Origin of the sequence: Sphingomonas asaccharolytica NBRC 15499, assembly GCF_001598355.1 — a bacterium.
In the GTDB taxonomy this organism is placed as follows: Bacteria; Pseudomonadota; Alphaproteobacteria; order Sphingomonadales; family Sphingomonadaceae; genus Sphingomonas; species Sphingomonas asaccharolytica.
On the sequence record NZ_BCYU01000031.1, the window covers coordinates 16,362 to 31,094 of the forward strand.

The following is a 14,733-nucleotide window of genomic DNA, read 5'->3' on the forward strand; positions in this document are numbered from 1 at the left end:
CTCCCGACAAGGAAAACCCATGGACCACCAGTTTCGTCTGCTCATCGATGGCGCCTTGGTCGCCGGAGCGAGCAGCTTCGACGTGATCAACCCGGCGCTCGACGCGCCGTTCGCGCAATGCCCCAAGGCCGATGCGGCGATGCTGGAGACCGCGATCGCCGCGGCCAAGCGCGCCTTCCCGGCCTGGGCCGCGACGCCGATGGCCGAGCGCGGCGCCAAGGTGGAGGCACTGGCGGCGGCGCTCGAAGCGCGCGTGCCCGAATTCGCCGCGCTGATGACCTCGGAGCAGGGGAAGCCGCTCGACCAGGCAACCAAGGAAGTCCGAGGCTGCGTGTTGGTGCTGCGCGCCTTCGCGGCGATGCGGCTCGAGCCGAAACTGCTGCGCGACGAAGGCGGCAATCGCGTCACCGAGCATCGCACGCCGTTGGGCGTGGTCGCGGCGATCACCCCGTGGAACTACCCATTGATCCTGCTCGCCAACAAGGTCGGGCCGGCGCTGATGGCGGGCAACACGATGGTCTGCAAGCCGGCGCCGACGACGCCGCTTACGACGTTGCTGTTCGGCGAGCTGTGCCAGGCGATCCTGCCCGCGGGCGTGATCAACATGCTGTGCGATCAGAACGAGCTTGGGCCGGTGCTGACGACGCATCCCGATATCGCCAAGATCTCGTTCACCGGATCGACCGCGACCGGCAAGAAAGTGCTCGCCTCGTCCGCGGACAGCCTCAAGCGCGTAACGCTCGAGCTGGGCGGCAACGACGCCGCGATCGTGCTCGACGATGTCGATGCCAAATATGCCGCGGGGAAGGTCTTCGAAGGCGCGATGCGCAATGCCGGGCAGATCTGCGTGGCGGTCAAGCGCGCTTATGTGCCCGACACGATGTACGACGAATTCTGCGACGAGATGGCGCGGTTGGCCAGGGAAATGGTCGTCGACGACGGCGCCAACCAGGGCGCGCAGATCGGACCGGTCCAGAACAAGCTCCAGTTCGACAAGGTCTGGGCGCTGGTCGAGGACAGCAAAGCGCGTGGCACCGTGATCGCCGGCGGCGAGCCGCTCGACCGGCCGGGCTATTTCATATCGCCGACGATCGTCCGCGATATCGACGACGACGCGCCGCTGGTGCGCGAAGAGCAGTTCGGGCCGGTGTTGCCGGTGCTCCGCTATTCCGACGTCGATGATCTGATCGACCGCGTCAACGGCACCGATTATGGCCTGGGCGGCACGGTCTGGGGCAAGGATCTGGTACGCGCCAACCAGGTGGCGACGCGCGTGACGTCGGGCACGGTGTGGATCAACCAGTTGATGGCGATCGATCCGCGCATTCCGTTCCGCGGACTCAAGCAATCGGGGATGGGCACCGAAATGGGCCTCGAGGGGCTGGAGGAATATACCCAGCCGCAGGTAATCAACGCCGTGGCGCTCGACGCGGCGTGACGCTGGCGGCATTGCGGCCAAGCGCGGCCGAGCGGATCGACGGACGCGCGATCGCCGCGCGGCTCGATGCCGAGACCGCAGCCAACGTCGCCGCGATCGTCGCACGCGACGGGATCGCACCCGGCCTGGCAGTGGTGCTGGTGGGTGAGGATCCGGCGAGCCAGGTCTATGTCGCACACAAGATCGAGACGTGCGCGCGCGTCGGCATTGCCTCGTTCGAACACCGCCTGCCTGCCGATACGCCGCAGGACGCACTGCTGACGTTGATCGCACAGCTCAACGCCGACCCGCGCGTCCATGGCATCCTGGTCCAGGTGCCCCTGCCCGCTCATATCGATGCCGGGATCGTGCTCGGCGCGATCGATCCGGGCAAGGATGTCGATGGCTTCCACCCGGTCAATGTAGGGAGGCTGTCGACCGGAACCGGCGGGCTGGTGCCGTGCACGCCGCTCGGGGTGATGATGCTGCTCGACAGCGTGCTGCCCGATCTGACCGGGCTCGACGCTGTGGTGATCGGCAAGTCGAACATCGTCGGCAAGCCGATCGCGATGCTGCTGCTCGAGCGCGAGGCAACGGTGACGGTGACGCATATCGAGACGCGCGGGCTCGCCGATATCGCCCGCAAGGCCGACATCGTCATCGCCGCCGCGGGGGCGCCGCGATTGGTGCGCGGCTTCTGGATCAAGGAAGGCGCGATAGTCATCGATGTCGGCATCACGCGCATGCTTCAGGACGATGGGCGCACGCGGCTGGTCGGCGATGTCGCGTTCGACGAAATCCAGCATGCGCGGGCGGTGACTCCCGTCCCGGGTGGGGTTGGGCCGATGACGATCGCGTGTCTACTGGCGAATACGGTGAAGGCCGCCAATCAGAAGAAATAGAAGCGCAGCGCCGCGTCGGACATACGCCGGCGGTCGCGGGCATCGGGGACGATGCGGTAGAGGGTGGCAAGCGCCTCGCCATAGGTCATCCGGTCCTCGGCGCCGACGAACGGCGCATCGCTACCCCAAAACAGTCGATCGGGTCCGGCGACCTGCAGCAATCGCGCCGCATAGCCGCTGAGGCTTTCGGGCGGCAGGCGGAAGCCGGCGGAGATTTTCACGAACGTCAGGCCCCGGTCGATCGCTTCGATCATCGCCTTGAAGCCGGGACCCTCCATCTCGTTCTCGCTGCGCAGCAACCCGAAATGGTCGACCACCACCCGGACACCGTGATCGGCCAGCGCGGGCAGCATGGTACCGAGTTGCTCGCCGCCGAGATTGAGCTCGAGATGCATCCCGGCATCGGCCAGGCGGGTAACGAAACGGCGGAAGCGATAGCCGGTCAGGTCGGGCAATTCCGCCTCGAGCGGAATCTGGAAGCGCACCCCGCACACGCCCTGTGCCTTGAGGTCGGCGAGCTCGCGCGGCGCGGTGTCGGGATCGAGCATCACCGTCGCGCGCAGCCGTTTATGCCGCGCCAGCGCCGCCAGCGAATAGTCGTTATAGTCTCCGAACAAACTGGCCGCGGTGATCACCCCGAAGGCAATGCCCTGCGCATCGAGTTCGGCAAGATAGGTTTCGACCGGATATTCGTAGTCCGGCCGCGTCCAGGCAGTGTCGGTGAACGGCATTCCCTTGACGAAGACGTGCGCGTGGGCGTCGATGACCGGCGGTTCGGGCGCTGCGTTCACAGGCGATCCGCGAACAACTTGGCGCCGTTGTCGTGCAGCACCTGCGCGCGCTCGGCTGCGCTCAGGAGGCTCGTTGCGGCGATCGCCTGCGCGACCATGTCGGGATAGGCATCCTTGGTGTTGCCATAATCCGACCCCCACATCACCCGGCTGGCGCCATAGGTATCGACAATCAGCCGTACGAACTGCGCCGCGTCGATCCCCGTTTCGCGGAAGCGGTTGAGGTTGATCTGGGTGAATTTGAAGACGATGTTGGGGACGTCGACGAGTTCGAGATGCTCGGACCCGATGGTACCGGCGACGCCGTTTTCGACACCAGGCCAGCCGCAGTGATCGAGCGCGATCACCGTCTTGGGAAACCGCCTGGCGAGCGCGATGATCCGGTGCAGCGCCGCTCTGGTCGGCTTGCCCGGCGCATACATGATCACCATCGTCAGCCCCAGCGACGCGGCGACTTCCCACGTTTTCAGCGCTGCCGGCGAATCGAGCCAGGGATAGCTGCCGTCCGCATCGGGAAAGCCGAACAGCCGCAGCCCGCAGACATTGTGCCGGGTTGCCAGCGCGCGCAATTGTTCGGGCGTCTCCGGCAACTCGGCGCGCAGGATCAGCACCGCGGAGACGCGGTGGTGGTTCACGTCGGCGACCGACAGCGTGTAGCTGTTGTCGGTCTTGTAGATGGTATTGTATTGCACCGCCGCGCCGCCGGTGACGCCGCATTGGTCCCACAAAGCCAGCAACCGCTCCGCCGTCGCCGGATCGCGAGCGATGCGCGCGCGGACTTCGGCCTCGCCCTCGCGCGCGCCGGTCACGTCGATCGGGAAGCGCTCGGTATCGTTGGTGAAGAAATGCGCGTGGGTATCAAACAGACGCGGGTTGGGCACCGAAATCTCCTGCGAGGTGACTCGCCGCGCGCGCGGCGAGGCGATTGGCGAGGTACATCGTCACGGCGGGGATCACCGCGATGATCGAGAACACGATATAGGTGTCCATGCGCGTCAGCCCGGCGCTGAACAGGAAGCCGCCGATCATCGGGCCGATGATCGCGCCGATCCGCCCGAAGCCGACGACGAAGCCGAGCGCGGTGTTCTGGATCGCGGTCGGATACATCACCGCGGTAACCAGGAACAATCCGGTATAAGCGCCGACGACGAAGAACGTGGTCAGCCCGGCCATCGCGAGCAGCGGGATCGGGGCGGCCGGCATGATTCCGAACATCACCAGCGTGACCGCCGCCATGCTGAAGAAGAACGCCGTCAGCCGCCCTTCCCCGACGCGCCGGCCGAGCAAGCCCATGGCGAGATGGCCGACCGCGCCGCAGGCGCCGGTGATGATTCCGCTTGCCGCCGCCAGGCTGGGGCTGAGCCCGGCATTGGCGAGGACCGTCGGCTTCCAGTTGAGCAGGAAATAGCCGACCAGGGCATAGGTGAGCGAGGCGATCCAGATCAGGATCGTCGGGTTGCGCATCGGGCCGGCGAGCATCGATCGGATCGCATGTGCGCTGGTTTCGGCAGCTGCCGGCCGCGGCGGCATCGCCGTCAACTCGGGCAGCTTCATGCGGCGATGGAGGCGGTTGAGCGGGGCGACGTCCTTGGGTCCCTGGCGGCGCAGCAGGAAATCGCGCGATTCGCCGAGGATGAACAGCGCCAGCGTGAAGGTGACGGCGTTGAGCAGGCCGGCGGCCAGGAAGATGGTGCGCCAGTTACCGGTATCCAACACCGCCGCGGCGATGCCGCTTCCGAGCATCATGCCCAGCGTGAAGCCGATATGAACCGTGGCCATCGCCATGTTGCGGAAATTGACGCTCGAATATTCGGCGGCGGTTGTATTGAGGCAGACCACCAGCGTCCCCAACCCGATCCCGGTGACGAAGCGCAATGCCAGCAAATGCAGGATGTCGGTGGCGGCGCTGGTCAGCAGCAGCGATACCGCCAGCGAGCCGAGCGCACCCAGCATAACCGGGCGGCGCCCGACCTTGTCGGCGAACGGCGCGACCAGGAACGCGCCGATCACCAGCCCGACCGCGACCGCGCTGAACATGGTGCCGAGCACCGCCGGATCGATATGCCATTGCTTGGAGAGAACCGGCGCCGCAACCGAAAGCGACACCACGTCAAAGCCATCGGCAATATTGGCGGCGCAACACAGAGCGACGACGAGATACTGATACCGGGTCATGCTGGGAGGCGCTGCCATTGCGCCGCTCGGTTCCATAGCCGCCGCCATCCCGCTCTCTCCCGTTTCGACCCGTTATCGGCCCGCACAATCGTCCTGATCCGTGACGCTTATATCAAATGTCGTTCGGCAGTATCCGATTTTTCTCTTGTCGGCTAGAGAATATATGTCATAAGCAACTACCGTTCGTCATTTCAGAATGAATGGCGAGGCGACTGCGAATACGCGAGCGTCGAGACGTCGGTGCATCAGGATCGACGCGAAATTCTGATGACGGCCCGAAGGGCCGCATCGACTTGGGGAGGAAGCAATGCGCACGTCACCTTCAGTATCGGGCCGCACGCAATCGTCGCGATTCAGGGATCCCAGCCTCGCGGCCATTGCGCTGGTGCTTTCGACAACCGCCGCGCCCGCATTCGCGCAGACGGCCGCCGCGGCCCCCGCGGCCGGCGATCCCAATGGCGTCAGCCCCCCGCAAGACGCCCCCGCCGCCCCTCCCGAAGGGGCCGGGCAGGAAACCGGCGACAAGGAAATCGTCGTCACCGGTTCGCGCCTTGGTGCGGGCTTCACCGCGCCGACCCCGGTCACCACCATCGCTCCCGAGCAGATCAAGGACCGCGCGCTCGCCAGTGTCGCCGAGCTGGCCTATGATATCCCGCAACTGCGCATCAATCAGAATGTCGGCAAGTCGAGCGAGCCGGTCGGCCAGAACGTCGCCGATCTTCGCGCATTGGGCGGCGCGCGCACGCTGCTGCTGCTCGATGGCCGTCGCCTCGCGGCGACCAGCCCGTTCGGCGGCGTCGACACCAATATCTTCCCGCTGTCGCTGATCAGTGGCGTCGAAGTCGTGACCGGCGGCGCCTCGGCCGCTTATGGCTCGGATGCCGTCGCCGGCGTCATCAACTTCTCGCTGCAGAAGAAGCTCGAGGGCGTCAAGATCGACGCGTCGTACGGCATTTCGAACTATAACGATTTCAACCGTCCGGTGATCTCCGCAGCGGCGGGCAAGACGTTCGGGCGCCTCAACATCACGATCGCGGGCGATTTCTATCGCAACACCGGCCAGACCAACGTCGGCACGCGCGACTGGGGCCGCGGTGCGCCGGTGCTGTTCAACAATCCGAACTACACCGCCACCAACGGCCAGACCAAGAACTACATCGCCTATAACGCGCTATATTCGCGCATGACATTCGGCGGTGTCACCGCCGTCCCGACCACCAGTCCGCTTTACGGCATCCAATTCGGCGTCAACGGCACGCCGCAGCCGTTCGTCTACGGCAACCCGATCAACACCACCTTCATGCTGGGCGGCGGCGGCGTATCCATCGAGGATCAAGGCAATATCCTGCCGCATATCACCCGCTATTCCGGATATGGCCGCGCCACCTATGACCTGACTGACGGGATTTCCTTGTGGGCAGAGGGGTTGTGGTCACGGGTCGAAGTGCTGTCCGACCTCGCGCCGAACTATGACAATGGCACGCTGAACATTCAGCGCGACAATGCATTCCTGCCGGCGTCGATCCGCGCAACGATGGCCGCCAACAATATCAATTCATTCAGTTTTGGCCGCATGAACCTCGAAGACGGCAATTCGCAGAACAACAGCGTTTCCCGCGCGCTACGCTATGCCGTGGGCGCCGAGGGCAAGATCGGCGATTGGTCCTGGGATGTCCATCTTCAGCGTTCGGACAACCACTTCCGCCAGGAAAGCGTGAACAACCGCATTCAATCGCGCTGGTTCCAGGGTGTCGACTCGGTGATCAGCCCGGTCACCAACCAGCCGGTATGCCGGATCAACGCCGATGCCAGCACGACCAACGACAACCCGGCGTGTGTCCCGATCAATGTGTTCGGCCCCGGATCGATCAGCCAGCAGGCGCTGGCCTGGTATCGCGGTACTTCGTGGTACGACGCCCGGATGACCCAGAACAATGCCGGCGCCAACCTGTCGGGCTCGCCGTTCAAGACCTGGGCAGGTCCGGTCAAGCTCGCGGTCGGTGCCGAATATCGCAAGGAGACGATCAAGAGCGTCTCCGACCCGATCTCGGCGATATCGGGATGGCGTTCGATCAACCAGCAACCCTTCGCCGGTGAACTCACGGTCAAGGAAGTCTATGCCGAGGTGGCGATCCCGCTGGCCCAGGATTGGGCCTTCGCCAAGAATCTCGAGGTCAGCGGCGCCGTCCGCTACGCCGATTACAGTTCGAGCGGCGGCGTGACGACGTGGAAGGTCGGCTTCAACTATTCGCCGATTTCCGACATCCGCTTCCGCGGCACGATTTCGCGTGACATCCGCGCGGCCAATATCAACGAACTCTATGCCGGCCAGAACCAGGTGATCAACTCGATCTCCGATCCGCGCATCAACGTCACCACCAACACGCTGCAGCTGACCGGCGGCAACCGCAATCTCAACCCCGAAAAGGCCGATACCAAGGCGATCGGCGTTGTCCTGCAGCCCAGCTTCATCCCGGGCCTGAACGCCTCTATCGATTATTACTCGATCAAGATCAACGACGCGATCACCGCGATCGCGCCACAGACTATCGTCAACAATTGCTTCACGTTGAAGATCGACTCGTTTTGCGGTCTGATCACCCAGGACGCGGGCAATCACATCACGTCGATCCAGGCGACGCTGATCAACGCCCAGACCATCGAAGCTGCCGGGCTTGACTTCGAATTGTCCTATCGCCGCCCAGTGACGTGGTTCGGGGCGACCGGGACGATCGGCAGCCGCCTTCTCGTCAACTATGTCGACAAGCTGCAACTGACCGCATCGAACGTCACGACGATCCTGCTGGGCGACATCGCCACCGATCCGGGCGGTCAGCCGCGCTGGAAGGGAAATTTCGATCTGACCTATTCGGGCGGCCCGCTGCGCCTGGGCGCGTATGTCCGCTATATCGGGGGTGGCAAATTCCGGACGATCTACGTGGACAATGTCGATCTCCCGACGTCGCAGAACCGGGTCAAGGGGCGCGCCTATGTCGATCTGTCGGCGTCCTACAAGATCACCAAGAATATCGAGCTCTATGGCAAGATTGATAATCTGCTGAACCAGGATCCGCCGGTTGCGCCGAACAGCATCATAGCGCCGACGGTGTCGAACTCGCAGATGTACGACAAGATCGGCCGTTACTATGTCAGCGGCGTCCGTATCCGCTTTTAACCCGCGCTTCGGCTGAAAGGTCGGGCGAAATCCCGGCGCGCCACAAACGCGCCGGGCTTTTCGCAACGGCCGAAACGCAACGGATGTCGTTCGTCTCGATTCGCGCATTCGCAATGGCGTTTGTAATTGCCGAATTGACAGGGCATTGATAAGAGGTGCGTGTGCGTAGACAGCCGACCGCCAGACTGCCGCGTCGTCACTCGGGCGAAGGGCAGCCCGCATGAGCCAGCCGATCACCCCCAACGATATCGTCAAGCAATCCCCCATGGGCTGGTATCAATATGCGATCGTCGCGATCTGCATGCTGGCCTATGCCGCTGACGGGCTCGACGTCGTTACGCTGTCTTATGCGGCGCCGGTGATGATCAAGGAGCTGCACCTTTCGATCCAGGAGTTCGGGCTGGCATCGAGCGCGACGCCCGTGGGCGTCGCAATCGGATCGATCTTCGTCGCACCGCTGGCCGACCGGGTCGGACGACGAGCGCTCACGCTAACGCTGCTGGGTTCGCTGGTGTTGCTGCTGCTGATCACAGCGACCAACGGCACGATCACCACATTGATGATCCTGCGCCTGCTGACCGGTGTTTGCCTGGGCGCGCTGGTCGTTTGCCTGAACGTCACCGTCACCGAATTCAGCAACGAAAAACGTTCCAATCTGCTGATCGGCATCCTCCACTCCGGCTATGCCTTTGGCGGGATGCTGTGCGGCGCGATGGCAGGGCTGCTGATCGAACCATATGGCTGGCGATCGATCTTCCTCGGCGCCGCGGCGCTCAACCTGACCGCGTTCCTCCTCGGACTGTTCATCCTTGCCGATTCACCCGCCTTCCTGATGGCGCGACGTCCGCCGGACGCACTCGCGCGGATCAATGCGTTGATGCGGCGGATGCGCAAGCCAGAGGTAGCGGCGCTGCCCGAAGAGCCGATCGTCATCGGCAAGCAGCGGGCAAGCCTGACGATGATCCCGCGCTCGCTGTGGATCGGCACGGCATTGCTGTGCCTGGCTGGCTTCGTGTTCACGATCAGCGGCGGCTTCATGGCGGGCTGGCGCCCACAGATATTGTCGATGGCCGGGATGAACATGCAATGGAACGGCGTTGCCGGCGTGACCACCTACGGCGCCGGAATCGTCGCGCAACTGATTGTCGGGGCGCTGTCGCGCCGCGTCGGCGAGGTGCGGATCGCGGCCATCTTCCTGCTGGCGATGGCGGCATCGTTCACGTTGCTCGGCGCGGTGCCGGATGGGGCGAACTGGGCGTTGGTCGGCGCCTCGACCTTGTGCGGCTTTTTCAACGTCGGCGCTTATACGGCGCTGATTCTGGTCACGCTCAACTATCACGGTGTGGCTACGCGCAATGTCGGCCTCGGCATCATGCTCGGCTGCTCGCGCATCGGCGGGATCATCGGACCGCTGCTCGGCGGCTATGTGATCGGCGCCGGCATAGGGCGATTCTCGGTGATGCTATTGTTCGGCGGACTGATGATCGTCCCCGCGGCGGCAGCGGTATTGGTGCGAATGCGCGCGGTACGCCAGCAGCCCGAGCCCATTCCGGCATGAGGAAATTACAGTGACTCACAAAAATGCATATCTGAACGCGGCCATGATCGGCGCTGCATTGCTGTCGATCGTCGTATCGGCGCGCGGCGTCGGTCGCGCGGCAGCGCCCGCAGCGCCGATGCTCCCGGCCGCTGCTGCGCCGCCCGCGGCCTTCGCGACGTGTAATGCCTGCCACAATACCGCCAAAAGCGAGCCCAACGGCGTCGGCCCCAATCTGTTCGGCGTGGTCGGCAGAGCGGCAGGAACGAGGCCAGGCTATGCCTATTCTCCGGCCATGAAGGGATCGAATATCCGCTGGGCGCGTGCCAAGCTCGACGCCTTTCTCGCTGATCCCAAGGGCGTCGTGCCGGGCACGAAGATGATGATTCCCGGGATCAAGGATGCCGCCAAGCGCGGCGAAATCATCAGCTATCTCGAGACACTGAAATGAGCCGCCGTCTCGCCCTTGCCGCGACTTTGCTGATCGGCGTACCGGCTTCCGCGCAAACCGCGCGACCGGTGCTCGATTATGCCAGCGCCGCCAAGATCCGCGACACTTGCCTCGGCTATGCGCGCGCGCACAATATCAAGGTCGCGATGGTCGTGCTCGAGAATCACGGCATGACGGTGACGCTTGCGCATATGGACGGCGTGTCAATGGGGGTCGGCGAGATCGCGTTGTGGAAGGCGACCTCCGCCGCCAAATATGGCCGCGCCACTGCCGATACCGCCGCGCTCAATCCGCCGGCGAACATGCCGAGCGCCGCGACGATCATGGGCGGCGTGCCGATCTATTCGGCCGACGGCGTGCTTCTGGGCGGCGTCGGCACGTCGGGCGGCAAGCCCGCCGACGATGCCGCGTGCGGCACCGCCGGCATCGAGGCGGCAGGGCTCAAGGCGGCAAAGCCCGACCCTGCCCCCGCTCGGGCTCAGTAAGCGTCGATTTCCTTGAGCGCTTCGGCGGCGAGCGCCCAGCTCTCGACGCCGCCGGCAACGCCGATATACATCGTCGTCTGGAGCAGGGTTTCGCGGATATCCTCCTTGGTCGCGCCATTAGCGATCGCGCATTTGACCATACGCTTCAGCGGGATCTGGCGGTTGAGCGCGGCGCTGATCGCGATGGTGATCAGGCAACGTTCGCGCAACGTCAGCCCGGGCCGCGTCCAGGTTTCGCCAAAAACGGCGGAAGTGACGTAATTCTCGAGCGGCTCGCTGAAATCGTCGGCATTGTCGAGCCGCTCGATGCTGGCATCGCCGAACATCTGCCTGCGCAGCTCGCGGCCGGCCTGGAATGCGGGGTCTTCGGTCTTGAGCGCCACGGTCTAGTTCCTTGCGTTCGTGAGGGTTCGGAAGGTGTCGCCGAGCCAGCGCATTTCGGCGCAGGCGGGGGCGGAGAAACGGACGGCGCGGAGGAAGCCGTGACACATGTCCGGAGCAACGCGGAACTCGCAATGCACGCCGGCAGCGCCAAGCCGCTCGACGAATTCGCGACCCTCGTCGACCAGCGCGTCATGCTCGGCCTCGAGCAGGATCGCCGGCGGCAGGCCGTCAAGATTGCTGCGTAGCGGCACCTCGAACGGTGCCGGATCGCGGGCGTCGGCGTCGCGATAGGCGGCTATAACCGCCCTGATCAGCGGCAGCGTCAGCACCGGATCGCGAACGGCACCATAAGCGGCGCGGCCATTGTCGACATCGAACATGCCGTATGCAAGCAATTGGCAAACCAGCTTCGGGCCGCCGCGATCGCGAGCGAGAATCGCAACCTGCACCGCGAGGAACGCGCCGGCGCTGTCGCCGGCGACCGCGATCCGCGCCGGATCGATGGCGAGGACGCTCGCCATCCGCGCGGTCCAGGAGAGCGCGTCAAAGCATTGTTCGACCGTCGCGCGCGGCGTGGCTTCGGGCAGACGGGCATAATGGACGCTGATCACCACCGCGCCCGTCGCCTCGGCCAGCGCCATCGCCAGCGGTTGATAGGTCTCGATGCTGCCGGTGGTGAAGCCGCCGCCATGAAAATAGACGATCGCCGGCAGCGCCCCTTCCCCGGTCGGACGATAGATACGCACCGGCACCTCGTCCCCGGCTCGCACCACGGAGCTGTTGGCGACCGTCATCCCCGTCGGCAGAGGGTACGCGATCCGCTGTGCATCGCGGTCGGCGAGGAGGCGCGCCGTTTCGAGCGGGGTACCAGGCGTGCCGCGGACGGCATTCAGATACTCGGCCAATCCCGCGGCGAGCCTGGGATTGTCGCTCATCTCATGGCCACAACTGCCGCGAGGCCAAAGCGGCGCCCTCGACCAACGCCGACAGCTTGGCCCACTGCACCTCGGGATGGACCCTCGCCATGTTCCAGCCCTGCGAGAAGCCGCAATCGGTGCCGGCGATGACATTCTCGCGCCCGACCACGCTCGCAAAGTTCGAGATCCGCCACGCGACCAGCTCGGGATGCTCGACGACGTTGGTCTGGTGGCTGATCACCCCAGGGACGAGGATCTTGCCGTCGGGCAGCTTCACGTCCTTCCACACCATCCATTCGTGCTCGTGGCGCGGATTGGCGCCTTCGATCACATAGGCCTGCGCCTTGATCTTCAGAATGATGTCGATGACCTCGTGCAGCGGCACGTCGGTGGTGTGCGGCGTGTTCATGCTGCCCCAGCACATGTGATAGCGCACGCGGTCCTCGGGAATGCCGCGCAACGCGTGGTTATAGGCTTCGACCTGACGCTCGGAGGCGCGCCGCAGATCCTCGGGGGTCGGATTGGGATTGCCGGGCAGCACCTGGTTGCGCGCCGGCAGGCCAAGGTCGAGCTGGACGACATAGCCGGCGTCGACGATCGCCTTGTATTCGACATGCATCGCATCGGCGAGCGCGTAGAGATATTCGGATTCGGTCGCGTACACCGTGCCGGCATCGGCATCGTCGCGCGCCGGCGTGGCCGAGGGCATGAACGCCTCGACGAAGTCCTTGCCGGCGAGCGCCGCCGCGTAATTGTCGAGATCGGTCTGGAGCGCATCCTGCCCGACATAATGGATCGGCGCCGCGACGCGGACACGCGCCGGCGGCGTATTGGCCGCCTTGCGGACCTTCTCGGCGTCGAGCTCGGGGGGCATCCACATGGTTTTGTACATGGCGTTGTACTGGGTCATGAAGCCCGGGAATTCCTCGGTCAGCGCCGCATAATAGGCGCCACGCTCCGAGGGCGGGACCTTTTCCAGACCGCCGAGCCGCTCGACCACATAATTGTGGAAACTCGGCTTGGAGATTTCGCCATCGCTGGGAATGTCGATGCCGATCTCCGCCTGCTTGGCCACGACATCGGCGACTCCCTGGCGGACATCGCGCTGGAACTGCGCCTCGTCGACGGGCTCGCCGAGGACCTTGGCCATCATCCCCTGAAGCACGTTGAGCGGCCGGATCAAGCTGCCTACATGAGTCGTAAGGATGCGATCTGTGCTGCGCTTCACATCATCTCCTGTCGCTGGCTGCCTTGCTGGCGGACCGGGTTACCGCCTTCGCATATGAAAGCTTGGCTTATAGCCGCACTGCTGCCATGTTGAATGGCATTTGTAAATAGCAACTCCGCCAAGCGGATCGGGAGAGGGATGCGGCAATGTTCAACGGCGACGTGAAACGCAAATTGGAGGCCGGAGAGGTCGTCTTCGGCAGTTTCGTCAAGCTCGACGCCCCCGCCATCGTCGAGCTGTACGGTATCGCCGAGTTCGATTTCGTAATCCTCGACGCCGAACATGGCTGCTACACGCATGCCGGCCTCGAGAACATGATCCGCACCTGCGAACGGATGGGGATGAGCAGTGTCGTCCGCACCCCCGATGCCGGCGAGGCCAATATCCTCCACGTCCTCGATAGCGGCGCGAGCGGCATCCAGGTGCCCTCGCTCAGGAGCGCGGCGGACGTGCGCGAGGTGATTCGCAAGGCCAAATACTGGCCACTCGGCGAGCGTGGCTCGGCGCGCGCGTGCCGCGCCGCGGCTTACGGCACTCTCCCCGACTACGAACAGCGCGCCAATCGCGAGACCCTGGTCAGCGTCCATGTCGAGAACAAGGAGATGGTCGAGGATATCGAGGCGTTGTGCGCGGTCGACGAGCTCGACGTGCTGTTCATCGGCCCCGGCGATCTCAGCGCCTCGCTCGGCCATCCCGGCGATGCCGCGCACCCCGATGTCGTCGCGGCGATCGACCGCGTGATCGAGGTGGCGGCGGGCCGCAAGCATATCGGCACCGTCGTCGCCAATGTCGCCCAGCTCGAATCCTATGTCGCGCGCGGCGTCCATTACATCGCCTGGCTTTCCGAGCTCGGCATGCTGCGCGGCGCGCTCAACGCGGCGGCGGGCAATTTCAAATCCTATCGGGGAGAGGCGAAGTGAAGCGACCATCTGGCGGACGCGGCAGGGAACTGGCGGGGGTGGCGCCGTTCCTGGACGAAATCACCCAGAGCGTCCTCTACGACAAGGTCTGGGAGCGCGCCGAACTCTCGAAGCGTGACCGCAGCCTGATCACCATAACCTGTCTGATCGCGCTCAACCGCGAACAGGCACAGGGGCATATGGAACTGGGACTAGAGAACGGCCTGACCGTCGAGGAACTCGGTGAGGCGATCGCGCACATCGCCTTCTACGCCGGCTGGCCGGTTTCGGTAAGCGCGGCGCGCAAGCTCAAGAATATCGTCGATGCGAAGGCCGAGCAGACCTGACACCCACGCTCCTCGTCCCCCGCGA

14 protein-coding genes are annotated in these 14,733 nt (G+C 64.6%); 8 read left to right on the forward strand and 6 right to left on the reverse strand.

Annotated elements, in window-relative coordinates:
- The first annotated feature begins 19 nt into the window (after positions 1-19).
- Entirely contained in the window at positions 20-1,438 is a 1,419-nt protein-coding gene (locus SAS01S_RS10310; RefSeq protein ID WP_066807602.1) for an aldehyde dehydrogenase family protein, read from the forward strand.
- Positions 1,435-2,319, forward strand: coding sequence for a bifunctional methylenetetrahydrofolate dehydrogenase/methenyltetrahydrofolate cyclohydrolase FolD (gene folD, locus SAS01S_RS10315; protein WP_084238792.1), 885 nt, complete (start codon positions 1,435-1,437; stop codon positions 2,317-2,319). The genes SAS01S_RS10310 and folD overlap by 4 nt, the downstream gene beginning before the upstream one ends.
- Here the strand turns inward: folD and SAS01S_RS10320 are convergent.
- From SAS01S_RS10320 to SAS01S_RS10330, 3 genes are read right to left on the reverse strand one after another with little or no spacing between them, the layout of a single operon-like run.
- Entirely contained in the window at positions 2,307-3,110 is an 804-nt protein-coding gene (locus SAS01S_RS10320) for an amidohydrolase family protein (protein ID WP_066807603.1), read from the reverse strand. The two genes, folD and SAS01S_RS10320, sit on opposite strands and share 13 nt — an antisense overlap.
- On the reverse strand, positions 3,107-3,991 hold the full coding sequence (locus SAS01S_RS10325; protein ID WP_066807604.1) for an amidohydrolase family protein: 885 nt from the start codon (positions 3,989-3,991) through the stop codon (positions 3,107-3,109). The genes SAS01S_RS10320 and SAS01S_RS10325 overlap by 4 nt, the downstream gene beginning before the upstream one ends.
- On the reverse strand, positions 3,969-5,303 hold the full coding sequence (locus tag SAS01S_RS10330) for an MFS transporter (protein ID WP_169804939.1): 1,335 nt from the start codon (positions 5,301-5,303) through the stop codon (positions 3,969-3,971). Before SAS01S_RS10330 ends, SAS01S_RS10325 begins: the two co-directional genes overlap by 23 nt.
- Positions 5,304-5,592: 289 nt before the next feature.
- On the opposite strand from SAS01S_RS10330, the gene SAS01S_RS10335 reads away from it, so the two are divergent.
- The 4 genes from SAS01S_RS10335 (at position 5,593) to SAS01S_RS10350 (ending at position 10,933) form a co-directional block, all read left to right on the forward strand.
- Positions 5,593-8,460 (forward strand): TonB-dependent receptor domain-containing protein, encoded by a 2,868-nt coding sequence (locus SAS01S_RS10335; protein ID WP_084238798.1) that lies wholly within the window; start codon positions 5,593-5,595, stop codon positions 8,458-8,460.
- A gap of 220 nt (positions 8,461-8,680) precedes the next feature.
- Positions 8,681-10,018 carry an MFS transporter gene (locus SAS01S_RS10340; RefSeq protein ID WP_066807606.1) on the forward strand — a complete coding sequence of 446 codons (1,338 nt, stop codon included), beginning with the start codon at positions 8,681-8,683 and terminating at the stop codon, positions 10,016-10,018.
- 10 nt (positions 10,019-10,028) lie between these two features.
- On the forward strand, positions 10,029-10,448 hold the full coding sequence (locus tag SAS01S_RS10345) for a c-type cytochrome (protein ID WP_245656832.1): 420 nt from the start codon (positions 10,029-10,031) through the stop codon (positions 10,446-10,448).
- Positions 10,445-10,933, forward strand: coding sequence for a GlcG/HbpS family heme-binding protein (locus SAS01S_RS10350; RefSeq protein ID WP_066807607.1), 489 nt, complete (start codon positions 10,445-10,447; stop codon positions 10,931-10,933). The genes SAS01S_RS10345 and SAS01S_RS10350 overlap by 4 nt, the downstream gene beginning before the upstream one ends.
- Here SAS01S_RS10350 and SAS01S_RS10355 read toward each other — a convergent pair.
- Genes SAS01S_RS10355 through SAS01S_RS22790 form a run of 3 tightly spaced genes read right to left on the reverse strand, consistent with a single transcriptional unit; the run spans position 10,927 to position 13,462 of the window.
- Complete coding sequence (locus tag SAS01S_RS10355) at positions 10,927-11,316, reverse strand: carboxymuconolactone decarboxylase family protein (protein WP_084238800.1); 390 nt, start codon at positions 11,314-11,316, stop codon at positions 10,927-10,929. The genes SAS01S_RS10350 and SAS01S_RS10355 overlap by 7 nt on opposite strands.
- A 3-nt stretch (positions 11,317-11,319) precedes the next feature.
- Positions 11,320-12,252 carry an alpha/beta hydrolase gene (locus SAS01S_RS10360; protein WP_066807608.1) on the reverse strand — a complete coding sequence of 311 codons (933 nt, stop codon included), beginning with the start codon at positions 12,250-12,252 and terminating at the stop codon, positions 11,320-11,322.
- 1 nt (position 12,253) lies between these two features.
- Positions 12,254-13,462, reverse strand: coding sequence for a cobalamin-independent methionine synthase II family protein (locus SAS01S_RS22790; protein WP_169804940.1), 1,209 nt, complete (start codon positions 13,460-13,462; stop codon positions 12,254-12,256).
- 146 nt (positions 13,463-13,608) lie between these two features.
- Here SAS01S_RS22790 and SAS01S_RS10370 point away from each other — a divergent pair, with 146 nt between their 5' ends.
- Entirely contained in the window at positions 13,609-14,382 is a 774-nt protein-coding gene (locus SAS01S_RS10370; RefSeq protein WP_066807610.1) for an HpcH/HpaI aldolase family protein, read from the forward strand.
- Positions 14,379-14,708 (forward strand): carboxymuconolactone decarboxylase family protein, encoded by a 330-nt coding sequence (locus tag SAS01S_RS10375; protein ID WP_066807611.1) that lies wholly within the window; start codon positions 14,379-14,381, stop codon positions 14,706-14,708. Before SAS01S_RS10370 ends, SAS01S_RS10375 begins: the two co-directional genes overlap by 4 nt.
- Positions 14,709-14,733: the final 25 nt, after the last annotated feature.

Excerpts from the sequence above, each read along its gene's own strand:
- SAS01S_RS10360 (WP_066807608.1), bottom strand. The coding sequence starts at position 12,252 with ATGAGCGACAATCCCAGGCTCGCCGCGGGATTGGCCGAGTATCTGAAT.
- SAS01S_RS10330 (WP_169804939.1), bottom strand. The coding sequence starts at position 5,303 with ATGGCAGCGCCTCCCAGCATGACCCGGTATCAGTATCTCGTCGTCGCT.
- SAS01S_RS10340 (WP_066807606.1), top strand. The coding sequence starts at position 8,681 with ATGAGCCAGCCGATCACCCCCAACGATATCGTCAAGCAATCCCCCATG.
- SAS01S_RS10310 (WP_066807602.1), top strand. The coding sequence starts at position 20 with ATGGACCACCAGTTTCGTCTGCTCATCGATGGCGCCTTGGTCGCCGGA.
- SAS01S_RS10350 (WP_066807607.1), top strand. The coding sequence starts at position 10,445 with ATGAGCCGCCGTCTCGCCCTTGCCGCGACTTTGCTGATCGGCGTACCG.
- SAS01S_RS10335 (WP_084238798.1), top strand. The coding sequence starts at position 5,593 with ATGCGCACGTCACCTTCAGTATCGGGCCGCACGCAATCGTCGCGATTC.
- SAS01S_RS10370 (WP_066807610.1), top strand. The coding sequence starts at position 13,609 with ATGTTCAACGGCGACGTGAAACGCAAATTGGAGGCCGGAGAGGTCGTC.